This window comes from Pseudomonas sp. RA_35y_Pfl2_P32, from assembly GCF_963970735.1.
Lineage (GTDB): Bacteria > Pseudomonadota > Gammaproteobacteria > Pseudomonadales > Pseudomonadaceae > Aquipseudomonas.
Genome location: NZ_CAXAQF010000003.1, coordinates 225,969 through 243,822 on the forward strand (window position 1 = coordinate 225,969; position 17,854 = coordinate 243,822).

At 63.4% G+C, this 17,854-nt stretch carries 10 protein-coding genes; 8 read left to right on the top strand and 2 right to left on the bottom strand.

Annotation, left to right across the window (positions count from 1 at the left end):
• The first annotated feature begins 59 nt into the window (after positions 1-59).
• The 5 genes from AACY45_RS04590 (at position 60) to AACY45_RS04610 (ending at position 11,309) form a co-directional block, all read left to right on the top strand.
• A complete protein-coding gene (locus tag AACY45_RS04590; protein WP_339544356.1) occupies positions 60-1,376 on the top strand; it encodes an MdtA/MuxA family multidrug efflux RND transporter periplasmic adaptor subunit in 1,317 nt (438 codons plus the stop codon).
• Entirely contained in the window at positions 1,373-4,477 is a 3,105-nt protein-coding gene (locus tag AACY45_RS04595) for an MdtB/MuxB family multidrug efflux RND transporter permease subunit (RefSeq protein WP_339544357.1), read from the top strand. Before AACY45_RS04590 ends, AACY45_RS04595 begins: the two co-directional genes overlap by 4 nt.
• Complete coding sequence (locus AACY45_RS04600; protein ID WP_339544358.1) at positions 4,474-7,581, top strand: efflux RND transporter permease subunit; 3,108 nt, start codon at positions 4,474-4,476, stop codon at positions 7,579-7,581. Before AACY45_RS04595 ends, AACY45_RS04600 begins: the two co-directional genes overlap by 4 nt.
• A complete protein-coding gene (locus AACY45_RS04605; protein ID WP_339544359.1) occupies positions 7,578-9,071 on the top strand; it encodes an efflux transporter outer membrane subunit in 1,494 nt (497 codons plus the stop codon). The genes AACY45_RS04600 and AACY45_RS04605 overlap by 4 nt, the downstream gene beginning before the upstream one ends.
• A 162-nt stretch (positions 9,072-9,233) precedes the next feature.
• The gene (locus AACY45_RS04610) at positions 9,234-11,309 is read left to right on the top strand and encodes a putative bifunctional diguanylate cyclase/phosphodiesterase (protein ID WP_339544360.1); all 2,076 of its coding nucleotides are present in this window, start codon (positions 9,234-9,236) and stop codon (positions 11,307-11,309) included.
• Positions 11,310-11,474: 165 nt separating this feature from the next.
• On the opposite strand, the gene AACY45_RS04615 is transcribed toward AACY45_RS04610, so the two are convergent.
• A complete protein-coding gene (locus AACY45_RS04615) occupies positions 11,475-12,170 on the bottom strand; it encodes a pirin family protein (RefSeq protein ID WP_339544361.1) in 696 nt (231 codons plus the stop codon).
• Positions 12,171-12,423: 253 nt separating this feature from the next.
• Between AACY45_RS04615 and AACY45_RS04620 the strand changes: the two genes are divergently transcribed.
• The gene (locus tag AACY45_RS04620; protein ID WP_339544362.1) at positions 12,424-14,946 is read left to right on the top strand and encodes a UvrD-helicase domain-containing protein; all 2,523 of its coding nucleotides are present in this window, start codon (positions 12,424-12,426) and stop codon (positions 14,944-14,946) included.
• An 86-nt stretch (positions 14,947-15,032) separates the two neighbouring features.
• On the opposite strand, the gene AACY45_RS04625 is transcribed toward AACY45_RS04620, so the two are convergent.
• Positions 15,033-15,308 (bottom strand): DUF1652 domain-containing protein, encoded by a 276-nt coding sequence (locus tag AACY45_RS04625; RefSeq protein WP_339544363.1) that lies wholly within the window; start codon positions 15,306-15,308, stop codon positions 15,033-15,035.
• Positions 15,309-15,553: 245 nt separating this feature from the next.
• Between AACY45_RS04625 and AACY45_RS04630 the strand changes: the two genes are divergently transcribed.
• Positions 15,554-16,369, top strand: coding sequence for a helix-turn-helix domain-containing protein (locus AACY45_RS04630; protein WP_339544364.1), 816 nt, complete (start codon positions 15,554-15,556; stop codon positions 16,367-16,369).
• Between the two features lie 50 nt (positions 16,370-16,419).
• Complete coding sequence (locus AACY45_RS04635) at positions 16,420-17,826, top strand: NAD(P)/FAD-dependent oxidoreductase (RefSeq protein WP_339544365.1); 1,407 nt, start codon at positions 16,420-16,422, stop codon at positions 17,824-17,826.
• Positions 17,827-17,854: the final 28 nt, after the last annotated feature.

A 17,854-nucleotide genomic window follows, 5' to 3' on the forward strand; every position in this document is an offset into this window, starting at 1 on the left:
TTGCTAAAAGGCCTCTAGTGCTTATCTTTCAGCCTCCCGTAAAGATGCCCACGCGCCCAATGGTTGATCACTCCATGCAATCCTCTGCTTCCCGTAAATCTCGTCGCTGGTTGTTCGGCCTGCTGGTCCTGTTGCTCGTTGGCGGCCTGTGCTGGACGTTCTGGCCCACCAGTTCTGCCAGCAAGGATGCCCCGGCGTCCAAGGCGGCGGCCGGCCATACCGGCAAGGCAGGTGGCATGCGCCCGGGTTTCGGCGGCGCAGCGGGGGCAGTTCCGGTGCGGGTGGCGCCGGCAGTACTGGGCGATTTCCCGTTGTACTACAAGGCCCTGGGCACCGTTACCGCGCTCAACACCATCAATGTGCGCAGCCGGGTTGGCGGTGAACTGGTGAAGATCGCCTTCGAAGAAGGACAGATGGTCAAGGCCGGCGACCTGCTCGCTGAAATCGACCCGCGTCCGTACCAGAACGCCTTGCTCCAGGCCGAAGGGACCTTGCTGCAGAACCAGGCCCAATTGAAAAACGCCCTGGTGGACCTGGAGCGCTACCGCGGCCTGTACGCCGAGGACAGCATTGCCAAGCAGACCCTCGACACCGCCGCGGCGCTGGTGGGCCAGTACCAGGGTACGGTCAAGACCAATCAGGCGGCGGTCAACGACGCCAAGCTCAACCTTGAATTCACCCGGATCCGCGCGCCAATCACCGGGCGTGTCGGCCTGCGCCAGCTGGATGTCGGCAACCTGGTGGCGGCCAACGACACCACGGCCCTGGCGATCATCACCCAGACCCAACCGATCAGCGTGGCCTTCACCTTGCCGGAGAGCAGCCTCGACGTCGTGCTGGCTCGCTATCGCTCCGGGGCCAAGCTGCCGGTCGAAGCCTGGGACCGTGGCGACACCCAACTGCAAGCCACCGGGGTGCTGCAGAGCCTGGACAACCAGATCGACACCACCACCGGCACCTTGAAGTTCAAGGCGCGCTACGACAACCGCGACCAGGTGCTGTTCCCCAATCAGTTCGTCAACGTGCGCTTGCTCGCCGACACCCTCAAGGGGGTGATCCTGGCACCTTCGGTGGCCATTCAGTTCGGCACCAATGGCACCTTTGTCTACGCCCTGGATGGCGACAAAAAAGTCACCATTCGCCCACTGACAATCGGCGCCACCGACGGTGACAACACCGTGATCAAGGAAGGCCTCAAGCCGGGTGACCGGGTGGTGCTCGAAGGCACCGATCGCCTGAAAGAGGGCAGTGAGGTGGAAGTGGTCAACGACAGCAACCAGGTCCCGGCCACGCCGGCCGACAACCTCCATAGCCAGGCGAGCGATACCGCGCCCGCACCCCAGGCCAATGGCAAGGCGCATAAGGGCGGCGCATGAACATCTCCCGCCTGTTCATCCTGCGTCCGGTCGCGACCACCCTGAGCATGCTGGCCATCGTCCTGGCCGGCCTGATCGCCTATCGCCTGCTGCCGGTCTCGGCCCTGCCGCAAGTGGATTATCCGACCATCCGGGTCATGACCCTGTACCCGGGCGCCAGCCCGGACGTGATGACCAGTGCGGTCACCGCGCCCCTGGAGCGGCAGTTCGGGCAGATGCCCGGCCTGACCCAGATGGCCTCGACCAGTTCCGGCGGCGCCTCGGTGCTGACCCTGCGTTTCAACCTCGATATCAACATGGACGTCGCCGAGCAACAGGTGCAGGCCGCGATCAACGCCGCCAGCAACCTGCTGCCCAGCGACCTGCCGGCGCCGCCGGTGTACAACAAGGTCAACCCCGCGGACACCCCGGTGCTGACCCTGGCGATCACCTCCAAAACCATGCTGCTGCCCAAGCTCAATGACCTGGTCGATACGCGCATGGCGCAGAAAATCGCCCAGATCAGCGGGGTCGGCATGGTCAGCATCGCCGGCGGGCAACGCCAGGCGGTGCGGATCAAGGTCAACCCCGAGGCCCTGGCGGCCAGCGGCCTGAACCTGTCGGATGTGCGCACTCTGATTGCCGCCTCCAACGTCAACCAGCCCAAGGGCAACTTCGACGGCCCGACCCGGGTGTCGATGCTCGACGCCAACGATCAGTTGACTTCGCCCAAGGACTACGCCGAGCTGATCCTCGCCTACAACAACGGTGCGCCGTTGCGGCTCAAGGATGTCGCACAGATCGTCGACGGCGCCGAGAACGAACGCCTCGCGGCCTGGGCCAACGAAAACCAGGCGGTGCTGCTGAACATCCAGCGTCAGCCGGGGGCCAACGTGATCGAGGTGGTTGACCGGATCAAGGCGCTGCTGCCAAGCATCACCGACAACCTGCCAGCCGGGCTGGATGTCACGGTGCTGACCGACCGCACCCAGACCATCCGCGCCTCGGTCACCGACGTGCAGCACGAATTGCTGATCGCCATCGCGCTGGTGGTGATGGTGACCTTCCTGTTCCTGCGCCGCGTCAGCGCCACCCTCATCCCGTCGATTGCCGTGCCCCTGTCGTTGATCGGCACCTTCGGGGTGATGTACCTGGCGGGTTTCTCGGTCAACAACCTGACCCTGATGGCCTTGACCATCGCCACCGGTTTTGTGGTGGACGATGCCATCGTCATGCTGGAAAACATCTCACGCTACATCGAGGAGGGCGACAGCCCGCTGCAGGCGGCGCTCAAGGGCGCAAAACAGATCGGCTTCACCCTGATCTCCCTGACCTTGTCGCTGATTGCGGTACTGATTCCGCTGCTGTTCATGGCCGATGTGGTCGGGCGACTGTTCCGCGAGTTCGCCATCACCCTGGCGGTGGCGATCCTGATTTCCCTGGTGGTGTCCCTGACCTTGACGCCGATGATGTGCGCTCGCTTGCTCAAGCCTGAGCCAAAGCCTGAAGCGCAGAGCCGTTTCTATCGTGCCAGCGGCGCGTGGATCGACTGGATGATTGCCGCCTACGGGCGCAAATTGCAGTGGGTGCTCAAGCACCAACCGCTGACCCTGATGGTGGCCATCGGCACCCTGGCCCTCACCGTGTTCCTCTACATGATCGTGCCCAAGGGCTTCTTCCCGGTGCAGGACACTGGGGTGATCCAGGGGATTTCCGAGGCGCCGCAGTCGATTTCCTTTGCGGCCATGAGCCAGCGCCAACAGGAACTGGCCAAGATCATCCTGCAAGACCCGGCGGTGCAAAGCCTGTCGTCCTACATCGGTGTGGACGGCGACAACGCCACCCTCAACAGCGGCCGCCTGCTGATCAACCTCAAGCCCCACAAGGAGCGTGACCTCAGCGCCGCCCAGGTGATCACCCGCTTGCAGCCAGAACTGGACAAGTTGGTGGGTATTCGCCTGTTCATGCAGCCGGTGCAGGACCTGACCATCGAAGACCGGGTCAGTCGCACCCAATACCAGTTCAGCATGTCGTCACCGGATGCCGAGTTGCTCAGCCTGTGGAGCGGGCGCCTGGTGGAGGCCCTGGGCCAACACCCGGAGCTGACCGACGTCGCCAGCGACCTGCAGGACAAGGGCCTGCAGGTCTACCTGGTGATCGACCGCGACGCGGCGTCGCGCATCGGCGTGTCGGTGGCCAACATCACCGATGCCCTGTACGACGCCTTCGGCCAACGGCAGATCTCGACCATCTACACCCAGGCCAGCCAGTACCGCGTGGTGCTGCAGGCCAAGGACGGCGAGAAGATCGGTCCGCAGGCGCTGGAGCAGATCCACGTCAAGACCACTGACGGCGGCCAAGTCCGGCTGTCCAGCCTGGCGCGCATCGAGGAGCGCCAGGCGCAACTGTCGATCGCCCATATCGGCCAGTTCCCGGCGGTGATGATGTCGTTCAACCTGGCGCCCGGCGTGGCGCTGGGGCAAGCGGTGGAACTGATCGAACAGGTGCAGAAGGACATCGGCATGCCACTGGGCGTGCAGAGCCAGTTCCAGGGCGCGGCCCAGGCGTTCCAGGCCTCGCTGTCGAGCACTTTGCTGCTGATCCTGGCGGCGGTGGTGACTATGTACATCGTGCTCGGCGTGCTCTACGAGAGTTACATCCACCCGATCACCATCCTGTCGACCTTGCCCTCGGCGGCGGTCGGGGCGTTGCTGGCGTTGCTCTTGAGTGGCAATGACCTGGGGATGATCGCGATCATCGGCATCATCCTGCTGATCGGCATCGTCAAGAAAAACGCGATCATGATGATCGACTTCGCTCTGGAGGCCGAGCGCAACCAGGGCATGGACCCGGCGACGGCGATCTATCAGGCGGCGTTGCTGCGTTTCCGGCCCATCCTGATGACCACCCTGGCCGCGCTGTTTGGTGCGGTGCCGCTGATGCTGGCCACCGGTTCCGGCGCGGAACTGCGCCAGCCCCTGGGCCTGGTGATGGTCGGCGGACTGTTGGTCAGCCAGGTCCTGACGCTGTTCACCACGCCGGTGATCTACCTGTACTTCGACCGCCTTGGGCGGCGCTGGCGGCCCGCGCCTGAGCGCCTGGAGCCGGTAGAACAGCCATGAACCTGTCCGGACCTTTCATCAAGCGCCCGGTCGCCACCATGCTCTTGAGCCTGGCGATCATGCTCCTGGGTGGCGTCAGCTTCGGCCTGTTGCCCGTGTCGCCGCTTCCGCAAATGGATTTTCCGGTGATCGTGGTCCAGGCGAGCCTGCCGGGTGCCAGCCCCGAGGTCATGGCCTCCACCGTGGCCACCCCGCTGGAGCGCTCCTTCGGCGCCATCGCCGGGGTCAACACCATGAGCAGCCGCTCCAGCCAGGGCTCGACCCGGGTGATCCTGCAATTTGACCTGGACCGCGACATCAATGGCGCGGCGCGGGAAGTGCAGGCGGCGATCAACGCCTCGCGCAACCTGCTGCCCAGCGGCATGCGCAGCATGCCCACCTACAAGAAGGTCAACCCGTCCCAGGCGCCGATCATGGTGCTGTCGCTGACCTCGGACGTGCTGGAAAAAGGCCAGCTGTATGACCTGGCCTCGACCATCCTTTCGCAAAGCCTGTCCCAGGTGCCGGGCGTGGGCGAAGTGCAGATCGGTGGCAGTTCCTTGCCGGCGGTGCGCATCGAGCTCGAGCCGCAGTTGCTCAACCAGTACGGCGTGGCCCTGGATGACGTGCGCAACACCATTGCCAACGCCAACGTGCGCCGGCCCAAAGGCTCGATCGAGGACGATCAGCGCATGTGGCAGGTGCAGGCCAACGACCAGTTGGAGAAGGCCAAGGACTACGAACCGCTGATCATCCGCTACCAGAACGGCTCGGCGTTGCGCCTCAGTGACGTGGCCAAGGTCAGCGACGGCGTCGAGGACCGCTACAACAGCGGCTTCTTCAACGACGACTCGGCGGTGCTGCTGGTGATCAACCGCCAGGCCGGCGCCAACATCATCGAGACGGTCAACGAGATCAAGGCGCAGTTGCCGGCCTTGCAGGCGGTGCTGCCGGCCAGCGTCAAGCTGAACCTGGCGATGGACCGTTCGCCGGTGATCAAGGCCACCTTGCACGAAGCAGAGATGACCCTGCTGATTGCCGTGGCCCTGGTGGTCCTGGTGGTGTTCCTGTTCCTGGGCAACTTCCGCGCCTCGTTGATCCCGACCCTGGCGGTCCCGGTGTCGCTGGTGGGCACCTTTGCGGTGATGTACCTCTATGGTTTCTCCCTGAACAACCTGTCGCTGATGGCGCTGATCCTGGCCACGGGCCTGGTGGTGGACGACGCCATCGTGGTGCTGGAGAACATTTCCCGGCACATCGACGATGGCATCGCCCCGATGAAGGCGGCGTACCTGGGGGCCAAGGAAGTCGGCTTCACCCTGTTGTCGATGAACGTCTCGCTGGTGGCGGTGTTCCTCTCGATCCTGTTCATGGGCGGGATCATCGAGAGCCTGTTCCGCGAGTTCTCCATCACCCTGGCGGCCTCGATCGTGGTCTCGCTGGTGGTGTCCCTGACCCTGACCCCGATGCTCTGCGCCCGCTGGTTGAAACCCCACACCCCAGGCCAGGAAAACCGCCTGCAGCGCGGCAGCCGCAAGGCCAACGACTGGATGGTCAAGCACTACGCCAGCAGCCTGGACTGGGTGCTGCGCCATCCGCGCCTGACCCTGTTCAGCCTGTTCATCACCATCGGCGTCAACGTGGCGCTGTACGTGGTGGTGCCCAAGACCTTCCTGCCGCAGCAGGACACTGGCCAGTTGATCGGTTTTGTGCGCGGTGACGACGGTCTGTCGTTCAGCGTGATGCAGCCGAAAATGGAGATCTTCCGCCGTGCGGTGCTCAAGGACCCGGCGGTGGAAAGCGTCGCCGGGTTCATCGGTGGCAACAACGGGACCAACAACGCCTTCATGCTGGTGCGCCTCAAGCCGATCAAGGAGCGTAATCTCTCGGCGCAGAAAGTCATCGAGCGCCTGCGCAAGGAAATGCCCAAGGTGCCCGGCGCGCAACTGATGCTGATGGCCGACCAGGACCTGCAGTTTGGCGGTGGCCGCGAGCAGCAGTCGTCGCAATACAGCTACATCCTGCAAAGCGGTGACCTGTCGGCGCTGCGTGAGTGGTACCCGAAAGTGGTGACGGCGCTCAAGGCCCTGCCGGAACTCACGGCCATCGACGCCCGCGAGGGCAGTGGTGCGGCGCAAGTGACGCTGGTGGTCGACCGGGACCAGGCCAAGCGCCTGGGCATCGACATGGCCATGGTCACCTCAGTGCTCAACAACGCCTACAGCCAGCGACAGATTTCCACCATCTACGACAGCCTCAACCAGTACCAGGTGGTGATGGAGGTCAATCCCAAATATGCCCAGGACCCGATCACCCTCAACCAGGTGCAGGTGATCACCTCGACCGGCGCGCGGATTCCGCTGTCGGCCATTGCCCACTACGAAAACAGCCTGGAAAACGACCGCGTCAGCCACGAAGGGCAGTTTGCTTCCGAAAGCATTGCCTTTGACATGGCCGAAGGGGTGACGGTGGAGCAGGGGGGGGCCGCCATCGAGCGGGCCATCGCCAGACTCGGCCTGCCGGAGGAAGTGATCGCCAAGATGGCCGGTACCGCCGACGCCTTTGCCGCGACCCAGAAGAGCCAGCCGTGGATGATCCTCGGCGCCTTGCTGGCGGTCTACCTGGTGCTTGGGGTGCTGTATGAAAGTTACGTGCACCCGCTGACCATTCTCTCCACGCTACCGTCCGCCGGAGTCGGCGCCTTGCTGTCGATCTATGTGCTGGGGGGCGAATTCAGCCTGATTTCGCTGTTGGGGCTGTTTTTGCTGATTGGCGTGGTGAAGAAAAACGCCATCCTGATGATCGACCTGGCGCTGCAACTCGAACGCCACCAGGGCCTGGCGCCGCTGGAGTCGATCCGCAGCGCCTGCCTGTTGCGCTTACGGCCGATCCTGATGACCACCCTGGCGGCCATCCTCGGCGCCTTGCCCTTGCTGCTCGGCAGTGCCGAAGGCGCGGAAATGCGCCAGCCGCTGGGCCTGACCATCATTGGCGGGCTGATCTTCAGCCAGGTGCTGACGCTCTACACCACCCCGGTGGTCTACCTCTATCTCGACCGTTTGCGCCACCGGGTCAACCGCTGGCGTGGGGTTCGTACCGATGCTGCTCTGGAAACTGCGCTATGACTGACCGTTACCCACTCAACCGCGACTGCCTGTCGCCCCAGCGCCTGGTGACGGCCCGTGGCTCGCGGTTGCTGAGCCTATCCCTCAGCGTCCTGTTGCTCAGTGCCTGCGCCGTCGGCCCGGACTATCAGCGCCCCAGCGTCGCGCAGCCGCCGCAGTACAAGCAGGCCCAGGGCTGGCGCCAGGCCAATCCGAGCGACTCCCTGGCCCGTGGCGCCTGGTGGGAGTTGTATGGCGATCGACAGCTCAATGGCCTGCTGGAAAAACTCAACCTTTCCAACCAGACCGTCGCCCAGGCCGAGGCCCAGTACCGTCAGGCCCGGGCCCTGGTCGCCAGCGCGCGTGGCGCGTTCTACCCCACGGTTGACCTGAGTGCCGGAAAAACCCGCTCCAGCCAGGGCACCGGCAGTAGCAGTTCATCCTTGAGCAGTTCCAGCAGCGGTATCCGCGACACCTACAACACCCAGTTGGGGGTGAGCTGGGAAGCCGACATCTGGGGCAAGCTGCGCCGCAGCCTGGAGGCCAACGAGGCCAGCGCCGAGGCGAGCTTTGCGGACCTGGCGGCCATGCGCCTGAGCCAGCAGTCGGAACTGGTGCAGAACTACCTGCAACTGCGGGTCATCGACCAGCAGCGGCGTCTGCTGCAGGCCACGGTGGACAACTACCAGCGCTCGCTGAAGATGACCGAAAACCAGTACCGCGCCGGGGTGTCCGGCAAGGACGCGGTGGCCCAGGCCCAGACCCAGCTCAGAAGCACCCAGGCCGACATGATCGACCTGATCTGGCAGCGCGCGCAGTTCGAGAACGCCATCGCGGTGCTGATGGGCCAGGCGCCCGCCGAATTCACCCTGGCCGAAACCCAGGACATCCCGGCCTTGCCCGAGGTGCCGCTGAGCCTGCCTTCGCAATTGCTCGAGCGCCGTCCGGATATCGCCTCGGCCGAGCGCTCGGTGATTGCCGCCAACGCCAATATCGGCGTGGCCAAGGCCGCCTACTACCCGGACCTGACCCTGAGCCTGTCCGGTGGTTACAGCAGCAGCACCTCGACCGACCTGATCAGCGTACCCAACCGTTTCTGGTCGGTGGGGCCGCAGCTCAACCTGCCCCTGTTCGACGGCGGCCAGCGTTCGGCAGAAGTCGATCGCAACGAGGCAGTGTATGACCAGACGGTGGCCAAGTACCGGCAGACCGTGCTCGACGGGTTTCGCGAGGTGGAAAACTACCTGGTCCAGCTCAGGGTCCTGGGCGACGAAGCCGTGGTGCGCCAGCAGGCGCTGGATGCGGCCCGTGAGTCGTTGCGCCTGATCCAGAACCAGTACAAGGCCGGTTTGATCGCCTACCTCGATGTGGTGGTGGTGCAGGCCACGGCCTTGAGCAATGAGCGCAGCGTGCTGACCTTGCAGCAGAGCCGTCTGATCGCCAGCGTGCAGTTGATCGCAGCGTTGGGCGGTGGTTGGGACGGGCAGTTGATGCCCGCCGAACGCCAATGACCTTGGCCCTGTAAGGGCTTTATCGTGCTGGTTACAGTCTTTCTGTCGCGCTAGTGGCCTTTTGATTACTTTGCAGGTGCTTTCGCCCTGGGAATCAGTACAATCGGCAACTTTCGCCCAGGGTGTACAGACGCTTGAGCCAGGGCATAGTCGAGAAGTCTGATGCTCATCGGTAACTATTCCCCTGCGCTGGTCCTGATTTCGCTCTGTGTAGCCATCTTGGCGTCCTACACCGCCTTGGACATGACCGGGCGTATCGCCACGGCGAAGGGCCGGGCAGCCCACCTGTGGACTGTCGGCGGCGCCCTGGCCATGGGCGTCGGGGTCTGGTCCATGCACTTTATCGGCATGCTCGCCTTCAGTTTGCCCATCGACCTGGGCTATGACTTCGGCATCACCGCCTTGTCGCTGCTGATCGCCATTCTCTCCTGCGGTTTTGCCCTGTGGCTGGTCAGCCAGCCTCAGTTGCCGGCCTGGCAGTTGGGATTTGGTGCCCTGATCATGGGGGCGGGCATCAGCGCCATGCATTACACCGGCATGGCAGCCATGCGCATGACCCCAGGTATCGACTATGACCCGAGCCTGTTCGGCGCCTCCCTGATGATCGCGGTGGGGGCCTCGGCCGCGGCGCTGTGGATCGCCTTCCGCCTGCGCCAGAACACCCCCTATGTGCGCCTCGCCCGGGGCGGGGCGGCGGTGATCATGGGCCTGGCGATTGTCGGCATGCATTACACCGGGATGGCCGCGGCAGGCTTTGTCGACGGCAGTTTCTGCGGTGCGGCCGTTGATGGCTTGAGCGGCAAGGGCCTGGACAGCCTGGTGCTGGTGACCACCTTGGCGGTACTGAGCATTGCCTTGCTGACCTCGATTCTCGATGCCCGCCTTGAAGCGCGCACCTCGGCGCTGGCCAATTCCTTGACCCTGGCCAACCGCGAACTGACCCAACTGGCGCTGCATGACACCCTGACCGGGCTGCCCAACCGGGTGTTGCTGGCCGACCGCATCGACCAGGCCATGCTCGTGGTGCAGGAGCAGGGCGGCTGCTTTGCCCTGATGTTCATCGACCTGGACGGTTTTAAACCGGTCAACGATGCCTTTGGGCACCACATGGGGGATCAGTTGCTGCGCGAGGTCAGCCTGCGCCTGCGTGAGGACTTGCGCAGCCAGGACACCCTGGCGCGGATCGGCGGTGATGAGTTTGTGTTGCTGGTGCAGTTGCAGGAGCCGGACGATGCGTTGCGCCTGGCAGCACGCCAGGTGGGCCTGGTGTCCCAGGTATTCCGGGTCGGCGAGCACGACCTGCAGATCTCGGCCAGCGTCGGCATCGCGGTCTACCCCGGCAACGGCCACACTGCCCAAGAGCTGTTGATGAACGCCGACGCGGCGATGTACCACGCCAAGGGCACCGGCAAGAACGGCTACCGCTTCTTCGACGTGTCGATGAACAACAATGCGCGGCGCCAGTTGCAGTTGCTGCAGGACCTGCGCAGTGCGCTCGAACAGAATCAGTTCCGCCTGCATTACCAGCCCAAATTCGACGCCAGCAACGGCCAGCCGGTGGGTGCCGAGGCACTGCTACGCTGGGAACACCCGACCCAGGGCATGCTGCTGCCGGACAAGTTCATCGAACTGGCGGAGAAAACCGGCTTGATCATCCCGATTGGCGATTGGGTACTCAATGAAGCCTGCCGGCAGATGCGCCTGTGGCACCTGCAGGGCTACACCCACTGGCGCATTGCGGTGAACCTCTCGGCGTTGCAGTTCTGTCACACCGAGTTGGTCCACAGCGTCGCCAAGGCCCTGGCCACCCATGGCCTGCCTGCCAACAGCCTGACCCTGGAAATCACCGAGACCACGGCCATGAGCGACGCCGACGCGAGCATGACGGTGCTCCAGCAGCTTTCGCAAATGGGCGTCGACCTGTCCATCGATGATTTTGGCACCGGGTATTCAAGCCTGATGTACCTCAAGCGCCTGCCCGCCAACGAGCTGAAAATCGATCGCGGCTTCGTGCGTGACCTGGAGCGTGACAGCGATGACGCCGCCATCGTCTCGGCCATCGTCGCCCTGGGCCAGGCATTGGGGCTGCGGATCGTTGCCGAGGGCGTGGAAACCGACATGCAGCAGGACTTCCTGACCCAGTTGGGGTGTGATTCGCTGCAAGGCTACCTGCTCGGCCATCCGTTGCCGGCGGAACGCTTCATGCTCGACATCCTTAGGGCGGAGCAGGTGGCGTAATACCTCTGTAGCAGCCGTCGCAAACGCGGACCCCGAGGTGCTCGGATTGGCGAGCGCTGCGCGCTCGAACGCAGGCTACGCCAGCTGCTACAAGGGTATCGAGCGTCGAAAAAAAAGGGCGGACCACAACGGTCAGCCCTTTTTCGTTTGCCGCCACCGGACCTATCAGGCCAGGTCCACTACGACAATCTCGCTGTCCTCGATTGCAGTGACCCGGAGCACCCGCTCATCGGCAACCGCCACACCGTCCCGCGCCTGGGCGCGCAAGCCATTGACTTCAATGACCCCCGTGGCCGGTACCAGGTACGCCCGGCGGCCGCTATCCAGCACGTATTCGGCGCTTTCCCCGGCTTTCAGGTTGGCCGCCACCAAGCGTGCATCGGCGCGGATACGCAGGCTCTGGTCATCGCCGGCCTTGCCGCTGGCCAGGGTCACGAAGCCTTCGCGCTGGCCCTTGGGAAAAGGCTTGGCGCCCCAGGACGGAGCCGAACCGGCCTCGTTGGGGATGATCCAGATCTGGAAGATCCGGGTCGCCGTCGACTCCAGGTTGTACTCGCTGTGGGTGATCCCGGTCCCGGCACTCATCACCTGGATGTCGCCGGCTTCGGTACGGCCCTTGTTGCCCAGGTTGTCTTCGTGGCTGATGGCGCCTTCGCGAACGTAGGTAATGATTTCCATGTCCCGGTGCGGGTGTCTGGGGAAGCCGGTGCCCGGCGCGATCACATCGTCGTTCCACACACGCAGGTTGCCCCAGTTCATACGCGTGGGATCGTAGTACTCGGCAAACGAGAAGTGATGGTGGGCGTCGAGCCAGCCGTGGTTTGCGCCGCCCAGGGAGGTGAAGGGTCTGAGTTCAAGCATGATCGTCTCCTGAAAGGTTCGTCATACAACGAGAACCGGTGGTTGATGGCGGGCATCTTCCACCAGGTATAAATCGATAAAAAGCGTAAAAACTCCTTCAAACCTATCTATCAGTTCGATATTTATGAGGGCCGCTTGCTTGCGCAGCACCTTCACTTCATCACTTAAACCAATGATGGATAAGCATTTGACTAGAACTCATCGGCAAATGCAGACACCATAGCCCGCAACAGCCTCACACCCTGGAGTCAGCGTGCCGCAACACACCCCCGATCTTCCCCCCGAGCTTTTGCCCCTGGCCGATATGCCCTTGTTCAAGCGCCTGGCCGCACGCTTTTTTGGTCATGGCCTGACCCGCCTGCGGGCCCAGCATCGGGCGTCCTGGTTGCACGGCCAGGCCGACGGCTTTCGTAGCGGACACACCGCCGGGGTCGATTACGGCTACCAGGAAGGTCGGGCTGAGGGGTTGGAAGAAGGGCGCCAGGTCCTGCTGATTCGCGACAGCCGCAGCACTGAGCACCCGGCACCCAAGGTCGACGAGCACTTGTTCGACGACTGGCGGCTGCCCTTGAGTGCCGAGCTCAAGAAGCGCGTGAAGGCCGATGTCGCGCGCCTGCTGCCAGCCGATGCACAACCCAGCGCCGCGCAGTGGAAGATGATTTTCAGCGATACGCCATCCACCTCGGTGATTGCCGGGGCGGGTGCTGGCAAGTCGACGACCCTGGCGCTGCGCATCGTGTTGCTGACCCAGTACCTGGGCTTCGAGCTGGATTCCCTGACCGTGGTGACCTTTACCCGGGAGTCGCGCAAGGACTTCATCAACAAGCTGATCGCCCTGTATGCCCTGTGGGGCCGGACGCTGGCCCAGAAAGAGGCGCGCGACCTGGTGCGCACCTTCCATTCACGGATATTGCCGATGGTCCGCAGCCTGCCGGGCTTCGAGCGCCTGCAAGCCTTTGAAAACCTCAGCGAGCGGACACTGCTGGATGACTCGCAGGTCGACAGCAACCCCTTTGACCTGCGGATCAATGACACTCAGCGCCAGCAACTCAACGCCTGTTTTCACCGGTTGTTTACCGACAACCTGCGCTTTCGCGAGCTGATCACCCCGCTGTCGCGGCACGCTTTGCAGCTCAAGGCGCTGGAACGCGACCACCCGGACGTGCAAAAGCGCATGGCCGTGACAGAACTGGCAGCCAAGCGCGACGAAGAACTGTGCGATGTCGTCGAGGACCTGTGGTTGCGGGCCGGCGCCTGGCCGATCAAGGGTATCGAGCCCAGCCGGCAGACGTTCGAGATCAATGGCGCGACCTTCCACTGCCACGGCTATATCCCGAGCCTGGACGCCTGGGTGGTGCTGGGCTTCGACCCCCGGGAAAACCCCCAGGTGAGCCGCCCCAATGCCAAGCTCACGGTGCGCGCAGAATGGGCGGTAAAACGCACCCTGTTTCAAGCTTTCTGCCACAAGCCTTTGATTTGGTTAGATAGTTATGACTCGTCAAAGCGGGTTTTGGCCACGTTGGCGGGGGATGCCAGTGCCGGTCCCGGGTTCGACTACAAGGTCAAGGGCGAGTTGGCCAGTGCGCCGTTGCTCGACTGTTTTGTCGGCGCCGCCAGCTTTATCGAGAACCTCGGCCTGGACGTGCCCGCCGCGGTGGGCCAGATGTCCTTTGCCAAGGATGATCCGGACCGGTTTTTCTTCGAGGCACTGAGCCTGTTCTGGCGCACCTTCGAGGACCATCTGTTGGACCAGAAGCCGCCCGTGATGACCTACAACCGCATGTTCGCCTTGTTCAGCGAACACTCGCCGGAAAACCTCAGGCTGCTCAGCGACGAACTGCTGCGACCGATGTCACACCTGATGATCGACGAATTCCAGGACGTTTCGCCGCAGATCGTCTCCTGGCTGCGGGCGACCCTCAGCGAAATCCGCCGCCGCGGGCCGGCCATGCATGTCGGCCGTGGGGCCCAGCGCTCTTCACTGTTGTGCGTGGGCGATGACTGGCAATCGATCTACGGCTGGCGTGGCAGTTCACCCAAGTATTTCATGGAGTTCAACCAGCAGTTTCCGTCACCCACCACCACCCGGGTGATGCTCAGCGACAACTACCGAAGCCACCAGTACATCATTGATGCGGCCGAGCATATCGTGCGCGCGGCCCCGGCGATCCCGGGCAAGAAGGCCAAGGCGTGCGGGCCGGCGGCAGCCTTGCTGCCGGTGCAGATCCATGATCGGGATGAGGCCGCGCTGGGCAAGCGCTTGACAGAGCACTACCAGAAGGGTGACTCAATCTTGATGCTGTATCGAAAAAGCAGCGATAAACTATTGATAGAGCGCCATATTTCATCTGTAGTTAATGTGGATTCTAGCTTGCCGTACGAGGCCCGACGTCTCAAGCAGTTGACCTATCACAGTGCCAAGGGGCTCCAGGCGGACGCGGTGTTTTTGTTGGGGGACTGTCAGCACCTGACCAGTTCGCCCTACAAGAACCAGGTCTATCGGATGGCGGGACTGGGCAAGGACGGTGATGTCGAACCCTACGACAGCGCGCAAAAAGACGAAATCCTGCGCCTGGCGTATGTCGGGATTACCCGTGCGGTCAGTCATTGCCATTGGTACGTCGATGCCCAGGAAGGACCGCTGGTGAACATGCCGCGGGCCTCCGACCGGATCGCCGCCACCAAGCCGTTCTTCGCCGATCAACGCACTGCTGGTGGTATTGGTGGGAGCGAGTCGGGCGGCGCTCCGTCTGCTCGCGAAAGTCGTCAGCGATAATGCGATCGACCTGACACCCTGGGGCGATCTCAGGGTCATCGCGAGCAGGTTCGCCCACGGGTTTCAACGTCGTCAGGGTTGGGGGCTCAGGCGTAACGCTTGAGCGCCTGGGAGGGGATGAAGGCTTCGAGTTCGTCCTCCACGGCTTCGATGATGCGCTCCACATCGGCAGCGCTCATCACGGTGGCGCAGGGAATACCGGCAATGGCCAGCAGTGTCTCGCCGCTGACGCGGTCGAACAGCCGGGCGATCATGCTGCCGGGGGCATCCATGTTGGCCTCGAAGCCCACCGGATGAAAATGCCAGCGCATCAACTGGCAGGCGTTGGGAAATGTGACTTTGCTGAGCGCAGCTTTGTTCATCTGTTGCCCACCTGGGTGATCGAGCGCTTCCATTAGCTCATGGCAGGAGAGAGAGCCTTCTGTGGCTCCATCGGTTGAGTGAATAAAAATAGCACTCGCTCAACCCGAAGTTGCGCGGCTTTTCAGGCCATTTGGCGATTGAATGCGATTTTTTTGCGGTGGATCACGTTCTGCCCTTGCCCTGCGCCCATTGAAGCTCGCGGGCAAGTTCGACAAGCTCCTCACTTTATGCCGTTGAGTGCCTTATGCCTGACCCAGAAGATGGCCCGTTGTTGACCCAGGCTACCGGCGAGACGGTGTTGCGTTATCACCTGTGCTGGAAACACCGCGACCTGGACGGCGTCATGGCGCTGTACCACCCGGACATCCAGTACCACGACTTTTTCCAGAACCGGGTGCTGGGCTTGAGTGAGCTGCGCGAGTACGTGCGCAGCAGCATGCCTCGGGATCCAGAGGAGGCGCTGGAGCATTCGGACCGCATCCGCCTGGATGGCGACACCGCGTTCATCCAGTACCGCATGACCTTGCGCGGCAGTGAAGGGCTGGTGTCGTTTCGCTCCAGCGAGGCAATTACCGTGCGTGACGGGCTGATCTGGCGCGTCAACGAGTACGCCTCCCTGGTCCACGAACAGCGCAGCAGCGAAACGCCTGGAGGGCCGCGCCCGGCGGCCAGTCGGCTGGGGCTGTCACCCCGTCAGTTGAGTTTCATGGCCCAGGACCTGCAGCAGTACTTCGAGCGCCAGCAAGCCTACCTCGACCCGCAACTGGACCTGCAGCGGGTCGCCGAAGAGTGCGGGTACAGCCGCAACCAGATTTCCTACCTGCTTAACCAGGTCCTGGGGCAAAGCTTCTACCGCTACGTCAACCAGGCGCGGTTGCGCCATCTGCTGGCAGCGCTGGACAAGGCCACGCCTGCGGTGCGCATCGACGAACTGGCTTTCGCCGCCGGGTTCAATTCGTTGTCGGCGTTCTACAGTTGTTTTCGCCAGCACACCGGACTGTCGCCCAAGGCCTACGTCAAACAGATTTCTTTGCGTGCACGCACGCAAGACAAGCCCTGAGCCAACCCACTAGGATCGACGCCATCGAAACTTGAAGGGCGGAGACTTGCATGCCAGCGTGGCGCACGATCAGTTTGTGGATGGACCAACTCGAGGAGCCGCTGCTGCCGCGGCCTGCCCTTGAGCACGACCTGGATGTCGACGTGGTCATCGTCGGCGCCGGGTACACCGGCCTCTGGACCGCCTATTACCTCAAGCGCCAGGCTCCGGAGCTGAACATCGCCATCGTCGAGGCGCAAACCGCCGGCTTTGGCGCTTCGGGCCGCAATGGCGGCTGGCTGATGGGTAACCTGCTGGGCGAAGACCGCTTGCTGGCCGGCTTGTCCGCCGAACAGCGGCGGGCCTCCTTCGACTTGCTGCACAGTATTCCCGATGAGGTGGAGATCGTCATCGAACGGGAGGGCATCGACTGTGATTACCGCAAGGGCGGGGTGCTGTATTGCGCCGCTCGTTATCCCGAACAGGCGCACAGCCTGCGTCAGTTCCTGGACGGGCTCTATGCCCAGGGCCTGAATGAGTCCGACTATCGTTGGTTGAGCCCTGAACAGCTCAACCAGCAGATCCGGGTCGCCAGGCCCTATGGCGGCATCTTTGCGCCGCACTGCGCGACGATCCACCCAGCCAAGCTGGTGCGTGGCCTGGCGCGAACCGTGGAGCGCATGGGGGTCAAGCTCTACGAAAACAGCCCGGTGACGGCCTGGCAGTCGGGCAGCGTGCGGACCGCCAAGGCCAGCGTGCGTGCGCGCTGGGTGGTGCCAGCGGTGGAGGGGTATGCCGTGACACTGGCCCCGCTGGGCCGTTATCAATTGCCGGTGCAGAGCCTGCTGGTCGCCACCGAGCCGTTGTCCGCAGCGACCTGGGACGAAATCGGCCTGACCCGGGGCCAGGCCTTCAGCGAAAGCAGCCGCCAGGTCACCTATGGCCAGCGTACCGCTGATAATCGCCTGGTGTTCGGTGCCCGCGGCGGTTACCAGTTCGCCGGGCAGCTGCGGCACAACTTCGACTTGACCCGCAGTGAGGTGGAGCTACGGCGCTACCTGTTCGGTGAGTTGTTCCCGCAGCTCAAGAACGTGCAGATCACCCATTCCTGGGGCGGCAACCTGGGCATGTCCCGCAACTTCAAGCCGCACATGCTGTGCGACGTACGCAGCGGCATTGCCCTGTCGGGCGGTTATGGCGGCGAAGGGGTCGGCGCCAGCAACCTTGGTGGCCGAACCCTGGCCGACCTGATCCTGCAACGCGACAGCGAGTTGGTGCGCCAGCCCTGGGTCATCCCCCAGGGCGGACTCGACACGCTGCGCGCCTGGGAGCCGGAGCCGCTGCGCTGGTTGGGCTACAACGCGATCATCCGCAGCTTTATCCATGAAGACCGCACCCTGGCCGACCTGCACAGCGCGCCCTGGCGCCGCAAGCTCGCCACGCAGGTGGCGGGGTTCATGGAAGGCTTGATGCACTAGACGCGCTTCACTCACCCACAGGTATCGA

What these genes read in the sequence shown, in the direction of transcription:
- AACY45_RS04590 (WP_339544356.1), top strand. Translation starts at nt 60, where the DNA reads ATGGTTGATCACTCCATGCAATCCTCTGCTTCCCGTAAATCTCGTCGC.
- AACY45_RS04595 (WP_339544357.1), top strand. Translation starts at nt 1,373, where the DNA reads ATGAACATCTCCCGCCTGTTCATCCTGCGTCCGGTCGCGACCACCCTG.
- AACY45_RS04600 (WP_339544358.1), top strand. Translation starts at nt 4,474, where the DNA reads ATGAACCTGTCCGGACCTTTCATCAAGCGCCCGGTCGCCACCATGCTC.
- AACY45_RS04605 (WP_339544359.1), top strand. Translation starts at nt 7,578, where the DNA reads ATGACTGACCGTTACCCACTCAACCGCGACTGCCTGTCGCCCCAGCGC.
- AACY45_RS04610 (WP_339544360.1), top strand. Translation starts at nt 9,234, where the DNA reads ATGCTCATCGGTAACTATTCCCCTGCGCTGGTCCTGATTTCGCTCTGT.
- AACY45_RS04615 (WP_339544361.1), bottom strand. Translation starts at nt 12,170, where the DNA reads ATGCTTGAACTCAGACCCTTCACCTCCCTGGGCGGCGCAAACCACGGC.
- AACY45_RS04625 (WP_339544363.1), bottom strand. Translation starts at nt 15,308, where the DNA reads ATGAACAAAGCTGCGCTCAGCAAAGTCACATTTCCCAACGCCTGCCAG.
- AACY45_RS04630 (WP_339544364.1), top strand. Translation starts at nt 15,554, where the DNA reads ATGCCTGACCCAGAAGATGGCCCGTTGTTGACCCAGGCTACCGGCGAG.
- AACY45_RS04635 (WP_339544365.1), top strand. Translation starts at nt 16,420, where the DNA reads ATGCCAGCGTGGCGCACGATCAGTTTGTGGATGGACCAACTCGAGGAG.